Annotated in this window: 14 protein-coding genes; 3 read left to right on the top strand and 11 right to left on the bottom strand. The window is 72.6% G+C overall.

What is annotated here, in order from left to right; translation table 11 throughout:
* Nucleotides 1–223: 223 nt before the first annotated feature.
* Both OG562_RS24555 and OG562_RS24550 read right to left on the bottom strand, forming a co-directional pair.
* The gene (locus OG562_RS24555) at nt 224–1,021 is read right to left on the bottom strand and encodes an ABC transporter permease (RefSeq protein ID WP_266401253.1); all 798 of its coding nucleotides are present in this window, start codon (nt 1,019–1,021) and stop codon (nt 224–226) included.
* A complete protein-coding gene (locus tag OG562_RS24550; RefSeq protein ID WP_266401251.1) occupies nt 1,018–1,860 on the bottom strand; it encodes an ABC transporter ATP-binding protein in 843 nt (280 codons plus the stop codon). The genes OG562_RS24555 and OG562_RS24550 overlap by 4 nt, the downstream gene beginning before the upstream one ends.
* 227 nt (nt 1,861–2,087) lie before the next feature.
* Between OG562_RS24550 and OG562_RS24545 the strand changes: the two genes are divergently transcribed.
* Nucleotides 2,088–3,656 carry a SulP family inorganic anion transporter gene (locus tag OG562_RS24545; RefSeq protein WP_266401249.1) on the top strand — a complete coding sequence of 523 codons (1,569 nt, stop codon included), beginning with the start codon at nt 2,088–2,090 and terminating at the stop codon, nt 3,654–3,656.
* Here OG562_RS24545 and OG562_RS24540 read toward each other — a convergent pair.
* The 4 genes from OG562_RS24540 to OG562_RS24525 form a co-directional block, all read right to left on the bottom strand.
* Entirely contained in the window at nt 3,620–4,423 is an 804-nt protein-coding gene (locus OG562_RS24540) for a class I SAM-dependent methyltransferase (RefSeq protein WP_266401246.1), read from the bottom strand. The two genes, OG562_RS24545 and OG562_RS24540, sit on opposite strands and share 37 nt — an antisense overlap.
* Nucleotides 4,420–5,028, bottom strand: a complete 609-nt coding sequence (locus tag OG562_RS24535) for an META domain-containing protein (protein WP_266401244.1) — start codon at nt 5,026–5,028, stop codon at nt 4,420–4,422. The genes OG562_RS24540 and OG562_RS24535 overlap by 4 nt, the downstream gene beginning before the upstream one ends.
* Before the next feature lie 61 nt (nt 5,029–5,089).
* Complete coding sequence (locus OG562_RS24530) at nt 5,090–5,662, bottom strand: EamA/RhaT family transporter (protein ID WP_266401243.1); 573 nt, start codon at nt 5,660–5,662, stop codon at nt 5,090–5,092.
* A gap of 98 nt (nt 5,663–5,760) precedes the next feature.
* The gene (locus OG562_RS24525; RefSeq protein WP_266401242.1) at nt 5,761–6,090 is read right to left on the bottom strand and encodes an SH3 domain-containing protein; all 330 of its coding nucleotides are present in this window, start codon (nt 6,088–6,090) and stop codon (nt 5,761–5,763) included.
* A 181-nt stretch (nt 6,091–6,271) separates the two neighbouring features.
* Between OG562_RS24525 and OG562_RS24520 the strand changes: the two genes are divergently transcribed.
* The gene (locus OG562_RS24520; RefSeq protein ID WP_266401240.1) at nt 6,272–8,485 is read left to right on the top strand and encodes a PQQ-binding-like beta-propeller repeat protein; all 2,214 of its coding nucleotides are present in this window, start codon (nt 6,272–6,274) and stop codon (nt 8,483–8,485) included.
* A 118-nt stretch (nt 8,486–8,603) separates the two neighbouring features.
* Here the strand turns inward: OG562_RS24520 and ilvD are convergent, their stop codons facing one another.
* The 4 genes from ilvD to OG562_RS24500 all read right to left on the bottom strand — a co-directional run bounded on the left by ilvD (nt 8,604) and on the right by OG562_RS24500 (nt 13,296).
* Complete coding sequence (gene ilvD / locus OG562_RS24515) at nt 8,604–10,457, bottom strand: dihydroxy-acid dehydratase (protein WP_266401238.1); 1,854 nt, start codon at nt 10,455–10,457, stop codon at nt 8,604–8,606.
* A gap of 221 nt (nt 10,458–10,678) precedes the next feature.
* Nucleotides 10,679–11,338 carry a TetR/AcrR family transcriptional regulator gene (locus OG562_RS24510; protein ID WP_266401236.1) on the bottom strand — a complete coding sequence of 220 codons (660 nt, stop codon included), beginning with the start codon at nt 11,336–11,338 and terminating at the stop codon, nt 10,679–10,681.
* Nucleotides 11,339–11,342: 4 nt separating this feature from the next.
* Nucleotides 11,343–12,167, bottom strand: a complete 825-nt coding sequence (locus OG562_RS24505; protein ID WP_266401235.1) for a sugar phosphate isomerase/epimerase — start codon at nt 12,165–12,167, stop codon at nt 11,343–11,345.
* Between the two features lie 196 nt (nt 12,168–12,363).
* A complete protein-coding gene (locus OG562_RS24500; protein ID WP_266401234.1) occupies nt 12,364–13,296 on the bottom strand; it encodes a Ppx/GppA phosphatase family protein in 933 nt (310 codons plus the stop codon).
* Between the two features lie 134 nt (nt 13,297–13,430).
* Between OG562_RS24500 and OG562_RS24495 the strand changes: the two genes are divergently transcribed.
* Complete coding sequence (locus tag OG562_RS24495; RefSeq protein WP_266409494.1) at nt 13,431–14,234, top strand: hypothetical protein; 804 nt, start codon at nt 13,431–13,433, stop codon at nt 14,232–14,234.
* Nucleotides 14,235–14,273: 39 nt separating this feature from the next.
* On the opposite strand, the gene OG562_RS24490 is transcribed toward OG562_RS24495, so the two are convergent.
* The gene (locus OG562_RS24490) at nt 14,274–16,040 is read right to left on the bottom strand and encodes a hypothetical protein (RefSeq protein ID WP_266401233.1); all 1,767 of its coding nucleotides are present in this window, start codon (nt 16,038–16,040) and stop codon (nt 14,274–14,276) included.
* Nucleotides 16,041–16,098 lie beyond the last annotated feature (58 nt).

The following is a 16,098-nucleotide window of genomic DNA, read 5'->3' as shown; positions in this document are numbered from 1 at the left end:
TGGGTCCTCCGGGGTTTGCTGTGCTCGTCGTCCGGGGTCATCCTCGCACCGGGGGTGGCGGGTGGAGGGGCATGTCCGGTGGGCGGACTGCGGATTTCGCCCCCGCCGCCCCTTCCCGTTCCCGTCCCTGGGGGCTGCGCCCCCAGACCCCCGCTTCGGCCCCGAAAGGGCCTCGTCCTCAAACGCCGGACGGGCTGAAAGGCACCGCCCGGGGCTGGAGGATTCAGGGTGTCCTGCGCTTCAGCGTCGCCGCTCCCAGCGTCAGGACCAGCAGGGCGCAGCCCGCCACGATCGCGATGTCCCGTACGAAGGTCGCCGTCATGTCCGTGTGCTTGAGGACCTCGTTCATGCCGTCGACCGCGTAGGACATGGGGAGAACGTCGGAGAGGGCCTCCAGGGCCGGGTGCATGGTGTCCCGGGGGGTGAAGAGGCCGCAGAGGAGGAGTTGGGGGAAGATCACCGCCGGCATGAACTGGACCGCCTGGAACTCCGAGGAGGCGAAGGCGGAGACGAAGAGGCCCAGGGCGGTGCCCAGGAGGGCGTCGAGGAGGGCCACCAGGAGGAGGAGCCAGGGGCTGCCGGTGACGTCCAGGTCGAGGAACCAGACGGCGAGGCCGGTGGCCAGGGCCGACTGGACGATCGCGAGGGCGCCGAAGGCGAGGGCGTAGCCGGCGATCAGGTCGCCTTTGCCGAGGGGCATGGCGAGGAGGCGTTCGAGGGTGCCCGAGGTGCGTTCGCGCAGGGTGGCGATGGACGTGACCAGGAACATCGTGATCAGCGGGAAGATGCCCAGGAGGGACGCGCCGATGTTGTCGAAGGTGCGCGGGCTGCCGTCGAAGACGTAGCGGAGCAGGAACAGCATCACACAGGGGATGAGGAGCAGCAGCGCGATCGTGCGGGGGTCGTGGCGCAGCTGGCGCAGGACCCGGGCGGCGGTTGCGGTGGTGCGGGCGGCGTTCAGGGCGCCGGTGGGGGCGACGGGGGCCGCGGGGGTGGTCGGTGGTGCGGTCATCGGGGTCATCGGGTCGGCTCCTTCGCGTCCGTCGCGCGGGCGGTGTCGTTCGCCTGGTCCACCAGGTGCAGAAAGGCCGCCTCGACCGTGTCCGTGCCGGTGTGGGTGCGCAGGTCCTCGGGGGCGCCGTCGGCGAGGATCTCGCCCTGGCGCATCAGCAGCAGGCGGTGGCAGCGCTCGGCCTCGTCCATGACGTGGGAGGAGACGAGGAGGGTCGCGTCGCGGGAGGCCGCGATGTGGTGGAAGAGGTCCCACAGGTCGCGGCGGAGTACGGGGTCGAGGCCGACGGTCGGTTCGTCGAGGACCAGGAGTTCCGGGGTGCCCAGGAGGGCAACGGCGAGCGACACGCGGTTGCGCTGGCCTCCTGAGAGGTTGCCGGCGAGGGCGTCGGCGTGGGTGGTGAGGTCTACGTCGGCGATGGCCCGGGTGACGTTCTCGGCGCGGCGGTGCGCTGCGGCTCGGCCCGGGTCGAGGATCGCGGCGAAGTAGTCGAGGTTCTGGCGGATCGTCAGGTCGTCGTAGACGGACGGGGCCTGGGTGACGTAGCCGATGCGGGTGCGGAGGGAGGGGTGGCCTGCGGGGTGGCCGAGGACGTCGAGGGCGCCGGTGACCTTGGCCTGGGTGCCGACGACGGAGCGCATGAGGGTCGACTTGCCGCAGCCCGAGGGGCCCAGCAGGCCGGTGATCTGGCCGCGCGGGACCGTGAAGTCGAGGCCGCGCAGGACGGGGTGGGCGCCTCGGACGACGGTGAGGCCGCGGGCGCCGATGGCGGGGGTGGCCGGGGGTTCCTGGTCCGGCGGGCGGGGTGGGCCGTCCGTGGAGTCCACGGAACGCGAAGAATTCATCATGCGATGAATAATGCTCGGAGCGCGGGGGGTCGTCAAGAGGCGCAGGCGCACGGCGGTGGGATTGGAAGCGGACGCTCCGGTTCATCCGCCTCTGTGTTCACACGACGCGCACAGCGACCCGCTGCGGGGGTCGGTCGTTTCAACTGACAATGGAATTCATGCGCGGCACCCTCCCCCGGTGCGGCGCGCCCACGCATCTCCCGTTCCCTACCGGAGGTGCCGCCGTGTTGCGCCGTGGTGTTCTCAAGGCCGATCTGTTCGCTTCCCTCGTCGTCTTTCTCGTCGCGCTGCCCCTGTGCGTGGGCGTCGCCGTAGCCTCCGGCGTGCCCGCCGAGCTGGGGCTGATCACCGGAATCGTCGGCGGCCTGGTCGCCGGAGCGCTGCCCGGCAGCAGCCTGCAGGTGAGCGGGCCGGCGGCGGGGCTGACCGTTCTCGTCTACGAAGCCGTGCACCGGTACGGCTTCGAGGCGCTCGGCGTGCTCGTCCTCGCCGCCGGGCTGCTGCAGCTCGGGCTGGGGGCGCTGCGGCTCGGGCGGTGGTTCCGGGCCGTGTCCGTGGCCGTCGTCCAGGGGATGCTCGCCGGGATCGGGCTGGTGCTGGTCGCCGGGCAGGCGTACGCCCTGGGGGACGCGACCGCGCCGGCGGGCGGGCTCGGGAAGCTCGCCGGGCTGGTGTCGTTGCCGGGGCGGGCGGATCCGGCGGCGTTGTCGGTGGGGGGTGCCACCATGGTCGTGTCGCTGCTGTGGGGGCGGTGGCGGCGCGGTGCGCGGCTGGTTCCGGCGCCGTTGGTGGCGGTGGTCCTGGCGGCCGCGGCGACCTGGGCGTTCGACCTGGAGGTGCGCCGGGTCGAGGTGCGCGGACTGTGGGATGCCGTACGCGTGCCGGAGGCGGCGGACTTCGGGCGGCTGACGGAAGTGGGGGTGATCGGGACCGTCGTGGCGTTCGCGTTGATCGCGTCGGCGGAGTCGCTGTTCAGCGCGGCGGCGGTGGACCGGCTGCACGACGGACGGCGCACGGACTACGACCGGGAGTTGATGGCGCAGGGCGCGGGCAACGCCGTGTGCGGGGTGCTGGGCGCGCTGCCGATGACGGCGGTCATCGTGCGCAGCGCGGCGAACGTGCAGGCGGGGGCGCGGACCAAGGCCTCGCGGGTGCTGCACGGGGTGTGGCTGCTGTTGTTCACGGCCGTCGCGCCCGGGGTGCTCGGGGCGATTCCGGTGGCGGCGCTGGCCGGGCTGCTGGTGCACGCCGGGTGCAAGCTCGTGCCGGTGCGGGAGGTCCGGGCGCTGTGGCGCGGCCGTCGGGGGCAGCAGGGACTTCGGGGACAGCAGGGGGACCGAGGACATCAGGAACACCAGGGGCACCAGGTGCACCCGCGGCATCGGGGTGAGGTCGTCGTGCTCGGGGTGACGGCGGGGGCGATCGTCGTGGGGAATCTGTTCGAGGGGGTGCTGGTCGGGCTGGCGCTGGCCGTGGCGAAGACGGCGTGGGAGATCAGCCATGTGCATGTGGAGACCGAGGACCGCGGCGACGCCGGGATCGTCGTACGGGTGCTCGGGCATGCGACGTTTCTGCGGCTGCCGAAGCTGCTGGACGCGTTGGACGCGCTGCCGTACGACCGTGAGGTCCGGCTGGAGTTGGGCGGGCTGCGGCATGTGGACCATGCCTGCGCGGCGGCCCTTGAGGGATGGGCCGCCGCACGGGAGCGGCGGGCGGAGGCAGAACGGCTTCAGGAGGAGGGGCTTCAGGGGAAGGGGCTTCAGGGGGAGGTGGCCAGCAGTAGTTCCACGTCGTAGGTCTCCTCGATCGTGCCGTCCGGGAAGGCGGTGAGGAGGTGGCGGCGCTCCTCGGTGAGGAAGGCGGCGGTGCTCTCCTCGCCGTGGACCAGGAAGATCGAGTGGCTGCTGATGTTGGCCAGATGGAGGTCGACGGGGACGCGGCGGTTCCAGCGGACCCGGCGGTGGACGAAGTCCAGTCGGCCCGTGGGGTCGGCGAGGGCCGAGCGGCTGCCGTCGCCGTTCTTCTCCACGACCCCGTCGATGCCGAAGTGGCGCTGGATGCGGTCCGCCTGGGCCTCGATCCACGGGACGTCCAAGGCGCCGGTGTTCCACCAGAGGGCGAGCGCGCCGCCGGGACGCAGTACGCGCAGGGCCTCCGGGACCGAGCGGGCCGGGTCGGTCCAGTGCCAGGACTGGGCGTAGGTCAGGAAGTCGAGGGAGGCGGTCGCGAGGGGGAGGCGGTCGCCGTCCCCGCGGACGATCGGCACGTCGGGGAGGGCGTTGCGGAACTGCGCCGCCATGCCGTCCCCGGGCTCGACGGCGAGGACGTGGGCGCCGCGGGCGTGCAGCAGGGCCGTCGCTATGCCGGTCCCGGCGCCGACGTCCGCGACGCGCGCCCCGGCGAGGGGGCGGCCCGCCAGGTCCTCGATCGCTTCCAGGAGGGCGGTCGGGTAGGAGGGGCGGTTGGCGGCGTACTGGGCCGCGGCGGAGTTGAAGGAGTGGGCTCGGGAGGGGTGGGAGGGGTCGGAAGAGTGGGAGGGGATGGTGTGGGAGGAAGCCGTCATGAATCCATGGTGACCGCGGGGAGTTCGGCGTGGAGGCGGATCGTGGTGCCGGCGCCGTCCGTGGTGGTCAGCGTGAGGGTGTCGGCGGTGGTCTCGGCGCGGAAGGGGCCGGTGCCGGGCGGGAAGTTCCGGGTGAAGTCCGGGGCGCCGTCGGGGCCGAGGTAGCAGCCGATCGCGGTGGAGGTGATGTCGTCGGCGAAGGTGAGGGTGGCTGCGCCGGTGCCGGTGCCGATGCCGGTGCTGATCTTTGCGGTGCTCTTGAAGTGGTTGCATCCGTCGAAGCCGGTGATCGTCGTGCCCGTCTCGCCGTTCCCGCCGGTCCCGGCGCTCCCCGCGCTCCCCGCGCTCCCGGCGCTCCCGGCGTCGAGCTTCAGCCAGGCGGAGATGTTCTCGGGGACGGGGTGGCGGGTTCCGTCGGTGGTCACGCTGTCGAGCTTCCATACGACGCCGGTGAGAGCGGCCGGGTGGGACGGCCGCACGCTGGGGGCCGCGGTGGCGGTGTCGGTGGGCGTCGGGCCGCAGCCCGACAGGAGGGCGGAGAGGAGCGTCGTGAGAGCGGCGGCGGTCAGGGGGGCGGCGTACGGCGTCCTGCTGATGCGTTCCATGGCCCTGTGACGTGGGATGCCCGTGGAACGTTCGGTCAGCTCAGTCAGCTCGGGAAAGGCCTCAGCCGCGGCGGCGCTTCTTCGAGGGGTTGCCCGTGCGGCGGGACGTGCGGCGTTCGTAGGCCTGGCGGGCCGTGTCGTACTCCTCGCGGTGGAGCTTCTCGCCGGGGGCCTCGGTGAGGGAGCGGAAGAAGTAGGCGACCAGCGAGCCGACGAAGCCGATGGCGAGCAGCCCTCGCAGGGAGGCCTGGCGGTCGGGGTCGGGGCGCTTGGCGAAGGCGTCCCAGGTGTGGCGGAAGGCGAGCGCGCTGCAGATCGCGAACATCGCCACGACCAGCACCGTCACGAAGCTGCCGATGTCGGCGATCGCCAGGCCCTGGTAGGCGAAGCGCAGGACGAGGCAGGAGACGGTGACGGCGGCGAGGGAGCCGACGGACGCGGCGATGCGGCGGGCCGTGTAGCCCTGGTAGCCGGGGTCGCGGTTCACCCAGGTCGTGCCGAAGAGGCGGAGGGGCTCGGGGCGGGGGCCGCCGGGAACCGCCCCCTGACCGGGAGCCGCCCCCTGGCCGGGAAGAGCCGTCTGGTCCGCGGGTGCCGCCTCGCCCGTGTCCGGGGCGCCGTTTTCGTCGCTCACGGGACGATTATGGCTCCGGGCGGAGGCGGGCTCCCAGGTGGGGCGGCTCCCGCGTGTACCCCCGGGTCGGCCCCGGGTCGCCCCGGGGCCGCCGTAGGTCAGGCGCAGTGCGAGGCGACGTAGCCGTCGCTGCCGGTGTGCACATAGGCGTCCGAGACGAAGTCGCCGTTGCCGATGTTGTCCCAGATATTCGAGGTGCCGTACGGGCCGGCGACCGAGGTGCCCGGCGTCTGGCAGTAGATCGCGACCTTGGAGCCCTCGGGCAGGACGCGCACGATGCTGTAGCCGGTGCCGGGGCCGCTGCGGACGTTGAGCCGGACGCCCGGCGCGATCGAGTAGTACGTCACCGCCGCCGCGGCCGTGGCGACCGCCTCCGACTCGCTGCCGGCCGTCTCTTCCACCGTCTCCTGCGCGCGGTCAACAGACATGAAAACCTCCCCCGTTGGTCCCCATGACTCCCATGGGGACACGTTGATTCCCTTAGAACACGCCATAAAACATATGTACGTGATTCGTACGCGGAGGCTAGCAAGCCGCCTCGGACTCGTCAGAGTCATCGACTAGGCTCCGTGCGTCGCGCGCGCGGAGAACAGCACGGGGGTGAGTTCCATGACGCCACAGCGCAGCACCGGAGCGGGCGCGGAAGCGGAACTTCCGGAGTACGCCGGTCACTACCGCCTGGAGTCATGCCTGGGTTCCGGCGGCATGGGCGTGGTGCACCTGGCCCGGAGCACCTCCGGGATGAAGGTCGCGGTCAAGGTCGTACACGCGGAGTTCGCGCGGGACCCCGAGTTCAGGGGGCGGTTCCGGCAGGAGGTGGCGGCCGCGCGGCAGGTGAGCGGGGCCTTCACCGCGCCGGTCGTCGACGCCGACCCGGAGGCCGAACGGCCGTGGATGGCCACGCTGTTCATCCCTGGCTCGACGCTCGCCGAGCAGGTGAAGCGGAACGGGCCCATGGGCTCGGGCGAGTTGCGGCGGCTGATGGCCGGGCTCGCGGAGGCGTTGCGCGACATCCACCGGGTCGGGGTCGTGCACCGCGATCTGAAGCCCAGCAACGTGCTGCTCGCCGAGGACGGTCCGAAGGTGATCGACTTCGGCATCTCCCGGCCGAAGGACAGCGAGCTGCGGACCGAGACGGGCAAGCTGATCGGCACGCCGCCGTTCATGGCGCCGGAGCAGTTCCGGCGGCCCCGGGAGGTCGGGCCGGCCGCCGACGTCTTCGCGCTCGGGTCCGTGATGGTGCACGCGGCGACGGGACGCGGACCGTTCGACTCCGACAGCCCGTACATCGTCGCCTACCAGGTCGTCCACGACGAGCCGGACCTGACGGGCGTACCGGGGAACCTCCTTCCGCTGGTGGTGCGCTGTCTCGCCAAGGAGCCCGAGGGCCGGCCCACGCCCGACGAGCTGATGCGCGAACTGCGGTCGGTGGCGGCCTCGTACGACACGCAGGCGTTCATACCGGAGCAGCGGGCGACGGTCGCGGACACCGATGCGGACACGGACACCGATGCGGGCCCGGGAGCGGATGCGGGCCCGGGAGCGGGCCGGGGGGCGGATGCCGCGGCGGGCGCGGATGCACATGCGGGCGCAGGGGCGGATGCAGAGGCGGGCGCGGCCCGGGCTCGGCGGGCGCGGCGGTTCCCGCTGAGTGTGCGGAGTGCGCGGGGGCGGGTGGCCGTGGTGGCGGGGGCGTTGGCGCTCGTCGTCGGCGGGGTGTTCGTGTCGGTGCAGGCGCTGGGTGACACGCCCGCGCGACAGGACGGCAGCCCGCGGACCGCGCCGGCCGGGTTCGACGCGTGGGAGGCCGCGTCGGTGGCCGCCACGCCGACCGTGCCCCAGTGCTCGTACGGGGAAGGGAAGCTGCTCTGCTCCCAGCCCGGTGTGGTCTTCTCGCTCGATCCGTCCGACGGCAAGCGGTTGTGGAAGCACTCCGTCGCGAAGTCGCGGCGGACCGGCCCGCCGGTGCTCGCCGGGGAACTGGTCCAGCCGCTGACGGACCAGGGCCCGCAGTTGGAGGCGCTCGACCCGGCCTCCGGCGAGGCGCGCTGGCAGCGGGCCATGCCCGAGCACAGCGGAATGCAGTCCGCCGGCGGCATGCTCCTGCTCACCTCCGCCGACGGGACGGTCACGGGCGTGGACGGCGCGTCGGGCGAGACGAAGTGGAGCCATGCCGTCGCGGGCCAGAGCGCGCCGTACTTCTCGTCGTTCGCCGGGGACTCGCTGGCGTACGCGACGAGCGCGTCCGACGGAGGGACCACCAAGGTCACCGCCGTGGATCCGGAGACGGGCGAGGTGCGGTGGGACGCGCGGCTGCAGGGCACGTTGACGCCGGTCGGCAGCCATGACGGGGACGTGTTCTTCCGCTCGGTCGACCTGGGCTCGGGCTACACCGACGCCGTCGTCCGCTACGACCCCGGGGCCCGGTCGGCGCACCGGGTGGAGCTGCCCGTTCGGCGGTCGGACCCGACGGCCGGGGTGTCCGGGGACATCGTGTACCTGCTGGCCACCGGCGGGTCGCTGGAGGCCTTCGACACGGTGGCGGGCAAGCGGCTGTGGAGCCTGGAGACGGCCGTCTACCGCGGCTCGGCCCCGGTCTCGGACGGCAGCCATGTGTATCTGACCGCCGCGGACGGGCGGCTGCTCGCCACGGACGCCCGCACCGGCAGGCTGCTCGGACAGACGAAGCCCCGGCTCGGCACCGACTCCGACCGGATCAGCAGCGCCCTGCCCACACCCGTCCTCGTCGACGGCCGGGTCTACGCGGGCGCCCCCGACGGGACCGTGTTCGCGGTGGACGGGCGGGATCCGGCGAGCTGGTGATCAGGTCACCAGATCTCCTGACCGGGTGATCTGGTGATCTGGTGATCTGCCTGGCCACAGCGCGAGGGGCCGCCTCCCTCGGAAGCGGCCCCTCGCGACGGTCAAGCGCGTGTGGGCGTCAGCCCAGCTTCGACACGTCCCGCACCGCGCCCTTGTCGGCGCTCGTGGCCATCGCCGCGTAGGCGCGCAGGGCGGCGGAGACCTTGCGCTCGCGGTTCTTCGGGGCGTAGACCCCGCCGAGGGCGGCCTCGCGGCGGGCCAGCTCGGCGTCGTCGACGAGGAGCTCGATGGTGCGGTTCGGGATGTCGATGCGGATGCGGTCGCCGTTCTCGACCAGGGCGATCGTGCCGCCGGAGGCCGCCTCGGGGGACGCGTGGCCGATGGACAGGCCGGACGTGCCGCCGGAGAAACGGCCGTCGGTGATCAGGGCGCAGGTCTTGCCGAGGCCGCGGCCCTTGAGGAAGGAGGTGGGGTAGAGCATCTCCTGCATACCCGGGCCGCCCTTGGGACCCTCGTAGCGGATGACGACGACGTCGCCGTGCGTCACCTGCTTGTTGAGGATCTTCTCGACGGCCTCCTCCTGCGACTCGCAGACGACGGCCGGGCCCTCGAAGGTCCAGATCGACTCGTCGACGCCGGCCGTCTTGACCACGCAGCCGTCGACGGCGAGGTTGCCGCGCAGGACCGCGAGGCCGCCGTCCTTGCTGTACGCGTGCTCGGCGGAGCGGATGCAGCCGCCCTCGGCGTCCTCGTCCAGGGCCTCCCAGCGCTCGGACTGGGAGAAGGCCTCGGCCGACCTCACGCATCCCGGGGCCGCGTGCCACAGCTCGATCGCCTCCGGAGAGGGCGACCCTCCGCGGACGTCCCACGTCTTCAGCCAGTCGGCCAGGGAGGGGCTGTGGACGGAGTACACGTCCTCGTTGAGCAGACCGGCGCGGTGCAGTTCGCCGAGGAGGGCGGGGATGCCGCCGGCGCGGTGCACGTCCTCCATGTAGTACGTGCGGTCCTTGGCGACGTTCGGGGCGACCTTCGCCAGGCAGGGGACGCGGCGCGAGACCTCGTTGATCTCCTCCAGGCCGAACGGGACGCCCGCCTCCTGCGCCGCCGCCAGCAGGTGCAGGATCGTGTTCGTCGAGCCGCCCATCGCGATGTCGAGCGCCATGGCGTTCTGGAAGGCCGCGAAGTTGGCGATGGTGCGGGGCAGGACCGTCTCGTCGTCCTGCTCGTAGTAGCGGCGGGTGATGTCCATGACCGTGCGGGCCGCGTTCTCGTACAGCGCCTTGCGGGCGGTGTGCGTGGCCAGGACCGAGCCGTTGCCGGGGAGGGAGAGGCCGATGGCCTCGGTCAGGCAGTTCATCGAGTTGGCGGTGAACATGCCGGAACAGGAGCCGCAGGTCGGGCAGGCGTTCTCCTCGATACGGAGGATGTCCTCGTCCGAGATCTTGTCGTTCACGGCGTCGGAGATCGCGTCGACCAGGTCGAGCGTGCGGACCGTGCCGTCGACCAGGGTGGCGCGGCCGGACTCCATCGGGCCGCCGGAGACGAAGACCGTCGGGATGTTCAGGCGCAGGGCCGCGTTCAGCATGCCCGGGGTGATCTTGTCGCAGTTGGAGATGCAGATCAGGGCGTCGGCGCAGTGCGCCTCGACCATGTACTCCACGCTGTCCGCGATCAGGTCGCGGGAGGGGAGGCTGTAGAGCATGCCGCCGTGGCCCATCGCGATGCCGTCGTCGACGGCGATCGTGTTGAACTCGCGCGGGATGCCGCCTGCCTCGGTGATCGCCTGGCTGACGATCCGGCCGACGGGCTGGAGGTGCGTGTGGCCGGGCACGAACTCGGTGAAGCTGTTGGCCACCGCGATGATCGGCTTCCGGCCGATGTCCGCACCGGGTACACCGGAGGCGCGCATAAGGGCGCGGGCGCCCGCCATGTTGCGACCGTGGGTGACTGTGCGGGACCTCAGCTCGGGCATCGTCGCTCGCTCCTTCAGGGACTGCAGAGGGCTGCAGAGAACTGCGATCAGAGACTTCTGACTGCTAACGAGCGTACGCCGGTCATCCAGGGGGCGGACACGGTGTCCGCATTACGGGACACCCGTCTCGGAAACCGGCGGCACTTCCGAGCCCCGCCCGAGCCCTGCCCTAGCCCCGCCCTAGCCCCTCCCTAGCCCCGTCAGAGCCCGGTCCCAGCCGGTCAGGGCCCGGTCAGATGCCCCTGCACCACCGGCGCCAGCCGCTCGACGATGCGCTCCAGATCCGCCGAGGCCAGCGGCTCCACCTTGATCACGTATCGCAGCATCGCCGCGCCCACCAGCTGCGCCGCCGCCAGCTCGGCGCGCAGTTCCGCGTCCGGCAGGTCCAGCTGGACGGCGATGCGGCGCAGCAGCTGGGAGGCGACCAGGCGGCGGAAGACGGCGGCCGCGGTGTCGTTGTTCACGGCGGAGCGGACGATCGCCAGCAGGGGCGTACGCGTGGTGGGGTTCTCCCAGATGCCGAAGATGAAGCGGGTCAGCCGCTCGCCCACGCCCTCCAGGGGGCCGTCGGCGACCGCTTCGGGCGCGTTGAGCGCGGGCGCGAAGGCGACCTCGATGGCCGCCTCGAAGACCTTCTCCTTGGTGCCGAAGTAGTGGTGGACCAGCGCCGAATCGACCCCGGCGGCCTTGGCGATGCCTCGCACGGACGTCTTCTCGTAGCCCCGCTCGGAGAACTGCTCGCGGGCCGCGGTCAGGATCCGGTCGCGGGTGTCGGCGGATTCCGTACGAGGGGGGCGGCCGCGCTTGCGGGCGGTCGCACCGGTACCGGTACCGATGCTGCTGCTGGCGCCGTTACCGGAACTCGTGCCGGTGCGGGTCATCGGGTCACCGCCGGGGCACCTTGGCCGCCGAGGCCAGGTGCAGCCGGGTGAAGGCCAGGGCCTCCGCGAGGTCGGCCTCACGTTCGGCGCCGGACATGGCGCGTCGGGTGTTGACCTCGATGACGACGTGCCCGTCGAAGCCGGTCGCCGCGAGCCGTTCCAGCAGCTCGGCGCAGGGCTGGCTGCCGCGGCCAGGGACCAGGTGCTCGTCCTTGGCGGAGCCGTTCCCGTCGGCGAGGTGGACGTGACCGAGGCGGTCGGCCATGCGGTCGACCATCTGCATCGCGTCCGTGCGGGACGTCGCGGCATGGCTGAGATCGATCGTGAAGTGGCGGTAGTCGTCCTTCGTCACGTCCCAGTCCGGCGCGTACGCGAGCATCTCGCGGTCGCGGTAGCGCCAGGGGTACATGTTCTCGACGGCGAACCGTACGTCCGTCTCGTTCGCCATCCGCCAGATGCCGCTCACGAAGTCGCGCGCGTACTGGCGCTGCCAGCGGAACGGCGGGTGGACGACGACCGTGCTCGCGCCCAGTTTCTCGGCCGCCGCGCGCGCCCGCTGCAGCTTGGTCCACGGGTCGGTCGACCAGACCCGCTGGGTGATGAGCAGGCAGGGAGCGTGCACGGCGAGGATCGGGATGCGGTGGTAGTCGCTCAGTCTGCGCAGCGCGTCGACGTCCTGGCTGACCGGGTCGTTCCAGACCATGACCTCGACGCCGTCGTATCCGAGGCGCGCGGCGATCTCGAAGGCCGTCGACGTCGACTCCGGGTAGACCGAGGCCGTCGACAGGGCGACCTTCGCATCCGGGATGCGCACGACTGGCTCTGCCATGGGGGACAGGTTACGGGGTGCGGTTCGGTGCGAACGGGCGTCTGTTACCCGTTGTGGACTTCGCCACGCGCGGTACGGGTGGTTTGTGGCCGCTCGTGGCGTAGGTCGCCTGTGACGTGAGTCGCTCATGGCGCACGACATCCATGCCGTACGTCCACGGCGTGCGTCCGCGGCGTACGTCCATGCTGTACGTCGACTACACCGAGCCCATGTGGTCGAGTCGGCGCAGGATCACGCCCTCTCGCAGCGCCCACGGGCAGATCTCCAGCGTCTCCACGCCGAAGAGGTCCATCGTGCCCTCGGCGACCAGCGCGCCGGCGAGCAGCTGGTTGGCTCGACCCTCGGAGACGCCCGGGAGCGCGGTGCGCTGGGCGGTGGTCATGCCGGCCAGCCGGGGCACCCAGGCCTCCAGGGACTCGCGCTTGAGCTCGCGCTGGGCGAAGACGCCCTCGGTGGAGCGGGCGGCGCCGGCGATGCGGGCGAGCTGCTTGAAGGTCTTCGACGTGGCGACGACCCGGTCGGGGGCGCCGAACCGGCTGAACTCCCCCACCGTACGGGCGATCTGCGCGCGGGCGTGCCGGCGCAGGGCCCTTATGTCCTCGGGTTCGGGCGGGTCGCCGGGCAGCCAGCCCGCGGTGAGGCGGCCGGCGCCCAGCGGCAGGGACACGGCCTTGTCGGGCTCCTCGTCGATGCCGTAGGCGATCTCCAGGGAGCCGCCGCCGATGTCCAGGACCAGGAGTTTTCCGGCCGACCAGCCGAACCAGCGGCGGGCCGCGAGGAAGGTGAGGCGGGCCTCTTCGGCGCCGCTGAGGACCTGGAGCTCGACGCCGGTCTCGGTCTGCACGCGCGCGAGGACGTCGTCGGCGTTGCTGGCCTCGCGCACGGCGGAGGTCGCGAACGGCAGCAGGTCCTCGACGCCCTTGTCCTCGGCCGCCTGGAGCGCCTCGTGGACGACGGTGACCAGTTTGTCGACGCCCTCGGGGCCGATCGCTCCGTCCTCGTCGAGGAGTTGGGCAAGGCGCAGCTCCGCCTTGTGCGAGTGCGCGGGCAGGGGGCGCGCGCCCGGGTGCGCATCCACGACCAGCAGATGCACCGTGTTCGATCCCACGTCGAGGACACCGAGTCTCATGTAGGGAACGCTACTGCCCACGAGGCGGTCGACCGTCCCCTAAGGGGCCTTCGGCGACTTACCCTGGACGGGTGCCAAAGACGAAAAAGGCGAATCCTGACAAATCCACCGCCGGTTCTGCGCAGGCGAAGCCGGTGACGTCGGCGAAGAAGTCGAAGAAGGCCCTGGCTGCGGACGAGAAGGGCCTCGACTTCGCGCGCGCGTGGGTGGAGTTCCCTGATCCGGCGGACGACGAACAGGTCTTCCGGTGCGATCTGACCTGGCTGACCTCTCGCTGGAACTGCATCTTCGGCAGCGGCTGCCAGGGCATCCAGGCGGGCCGCGCGGACGACGGCTGCTGCTCGCTGGGCGCCCACTTCTCCGACGAGGACGACGAGCAGCGGGTCGCCGGGCATGTGGCTCGGCTCACGCCCGACATCTGGCAGCACCACGCCGAGGGCGAGCGCGGCGGCTGGGTCTCGGAGGACGACGAGGGCTCCCGCCAGACCCGCCCCTTCAACGGCTCGTGCATCTTCCAGAACCGCCCCGGCTTCGCCGGCGGCGCGGGCTGCTCGCTGCACATCCTGGCCCTGAAGGAGGGCCGCGAGCCGCTGGAGACCAAGCCGGACGTCTGCTGGCAGCTGCCGGTGCGCCGGACGTACGACTGGATCGACCGGCCCGACGACACACGCGTGCTGCAGGTCTCGATCGGCGAGTACGACCGCCGCGGCTGGGGTCCGGGCGGCCATGACCTGCACTGGTGGTGCACGTCGGCGACCTCGGCGCACGGCGCGGGCGACCCGGTGTACGTGTCCTACCGGCCGGAGCTGACCGAGCTGATGGGCAAGGCGGGCTACGACCGGCTGGTCGAGCTGTGCGAGGAGCGGCTGGCCTCGCAGCTTCCGCTGCTGGCGCCGCATCCGGCGGACCCGGTCAAGCCGGTCGGCCCGGTCGGCTGAGGCCCAGGAGGCCCCGGAGTCGCCTGAGTCGCCTGAGGGCTACGACGTCGTCGGGCTCGGGTCACCGTTGTCGCCGTTGTCGCCGTTGTCGGTAGGCGGCGGCGTCGAGCTCTGCGGGGCCGACGGGGACGGGTCGCCGGGCGTGGGCTCGGGGTCGGAGGAGGGCGGCGGGTCGCTCGGGGCGGGGTCCGGGGAGGCGGGGGCGGTGGGGGTCGGCTCCGGGTCGCCGGACGACGGGGGCTGGTCACCGGGATGTCCGGGGCGGCCGGGACCGGGGTTCCCGGGGCCGCCGGGCGCCCTGCCGTAGCCGTCGATGGAGACGACCGCGCCCGCCGGGGCGACCGCCACGCGCGCGTGCCAGTGCCCTGACGGCTCGCGCAGAGAGTCGACGTACACCTTGATCGTCACCGACTCGCCGGGCTTCAGGGAGCCCGTGGACTCGCTGAGGTAGAGCCAGGGGGCCGGGGTGGTGGCCGACCAACGGACCGGGGCGTCGGCGTCGTCGGACGCGGTGAGCGTGATCAGGGTGGTGTCGCCGCTGTTGCCGGCCGTCACGGAGAGGCCTCCGGCGCCCTTCTTGCCGAGTCCCGTGACGCTGACGACCTCCACGGAGACGTCGGGCCTGCCGCCCTTGCCGGTCTTGTCGAAGCCGGAGCCGGGCCTGGTGCTGGCGTTTCCGGCGTTCTCGTAGCCGCCGGCCGTCCCGCCGTCGAGGCTGCCGGGGTCGTGGGCCTCGCTGGCGCTGGCCGAGCGCCCGTCGCCGCCCTCGCCGGTCGGGGTGGCGCGGTAGGCCGCCCACAGGGCGAGCACGGGCGCCGCGATGACGGTGGCGACCACGGTCGTGGTGACGGCACGCGCGCGCAGCCGGTCCCGGCGGGCGGCGCGGTCCTTGGGGTCCATCGGGAAGCCGCGCCGGTCGAAGCGCGGCGCATCGGCGCCCCGCGCGCGCGGGAGGTGCGCCATCGCCAGGTGCAGGGCCGCGCGGGGCGCCTCCAGGACGGGCAGCTCGGCGGGGGTGACCCCGGCGCCGGGCCAGCGGCCGGGGACGGCGCGCTCGGCGGCCCGGCGGCAGTGCGGGCAGTCGTCGACGTGCCGGACCAGTTCGCGCCGCAGGGTCGCGCTGAGCACCAGCCGACGGTCGCCGGTGAGCCGGGCCACGCCGGGGCAGCCGCCGGTCTCCACGACGGCGAGGGCCGCGCGGGTGCGCTCGACCTCGCAGGCGGCGCAGGCCAGCAGCTCGCGGGCGGACACGTGGTCCATGCCGAGGACGGCGGCGACCTCGTGGGCGGCGAGGCGGTGGCGTACGGCGAGTTCGAGCGCCTCACGCTGCTCCGGGGTGGTGCCGGCGGCCTCCGGCCAGGCGAGCAGGGCGAGTTCGCGCCGCCGCTGCTGCTCCTGGTCGTCGGGGACGGTCGGGGTGGCGGCGGGCTGCGCGCCCGGCTCTCGGTGGGCGGCGGGACGGCCCGCCGCGTGCGTGCCCTGACGTTTCTGCTTGGCCTCGGTCAGCCTGCGCAGACAGGACCAGCGGGCCAGGGCGTACAGCCAGGCCCGGAGATCGCCGACGGCGCCCGGGACACGGTGGCCGCGCCGCTCGGCGAGCGCGAGGACGTCGCCGAGGGCGGCGATGGCCGCGTCGTGGTCGCACAGGACGGACAGGCAGTAGGTGAAGAGTCCGTCCAGGTACGGCTCGTAGCGCGCGGGCGTCCGCTGCGCCGGCGTACGCGCCGCAGTGGGGTCGTGCGCCTCCCGCTGCACCCGGTGTGCGCCGGTCGTGCGGGTCGAGGTTTCCGGGCTGCTGCTCATCACCCGTGGACCGTAGGCGGCGCGGAACTAGGTCTTCTTGTCCCTTGAGTCCTTTTAATCC

This window comes from Streptomyces sp. NBC_01275 (assembly GCF_026340655.1).
Lineage (GTDB): Bacteria > Actinomycetota > Actinomycetes > Streptomycetales > Streptomycetaceae > Streptomyces.
The sequence above is the reverse complement of the archived record's forward strand: the minus strand, read 5'-3'. Positions and strand labels throughout refer to the sequence as shown.

Excerpts from the sequence above, each read along its gene's own strand:
- OG562_RS24555 (WP_266401253.1), bottom strand. The coding sequence starts at position 1,021 with ATGACCCCGATGACCGCACCACCGACCACCCCCGCGGCCCCCGTCGCC.
- OG562_RS24505 (WP_266401235.1), bottom strand. The coding sequence starts at position 12,167 with ATGGCAGAGCCAGTCGTGCGCATCCCGGATGCGAAGGTCGCCCTGTCG.
- OG562_RS24520 (WP_266401240.1), top strand. The coding sequence starts at position 6,272 with ATGACGCCACAGCGCAGCACCGGAGCGGGCGCGGAAGCGGAACTTCCG.
- OG562_RS24540 (WP_266401246.1), bottom strand. The coding sequence starts at position 4,423 with ATGACGGCTTCCTCCCACACCATCCCCTCCCACTCTTCCGACCCCTCC.
- OG562_RS24535 (WP_266401244.1), bottom strand. The coding sequence starts at position 5,028 with ATGGAACGCATCAGCAGGACGCCGTACGCCGCCCCCCTGACCGCCGCC.
- OG562_RS24510 (WP_266401236.1), bottom strand. The coding sequence starts at position 11,338 with ATGACCCGCACCGGCACGAGTTCCGGTAACGGCGCCAGCAGCAGCATC.
- OG562_RS24525 (WP_266401242.1), bottom strand. The coding sequence starts at position 6,090 with ATGTCTGTTGACCGCGCGCAGGAGACGGTGGAAGAGACGGCCGGCAGC.
- ilvD (WP_266401238.1), bottom strand. The coding sequence starts at position 10,457 with ATGCCCGAGCTGAGGTCCCGCACAGTCACCCACGGTCGCAACATGGCG.
- OG562_RS24550 (WP_266401251.1), bottom strand. The coding sequence starts at position 1,860 with ATGATGAATTCTTCGCGTTCCGTGGACTCCACGGACGGCCCACCCCGC.
- OG562_RS24500 (WP_266401234.1), bottom strand. The coding sequence starts at position 13,296 with ATGAGACTCGGTGTCCTCGACGTGGGATCGAACACGGTGCATCTGCTG.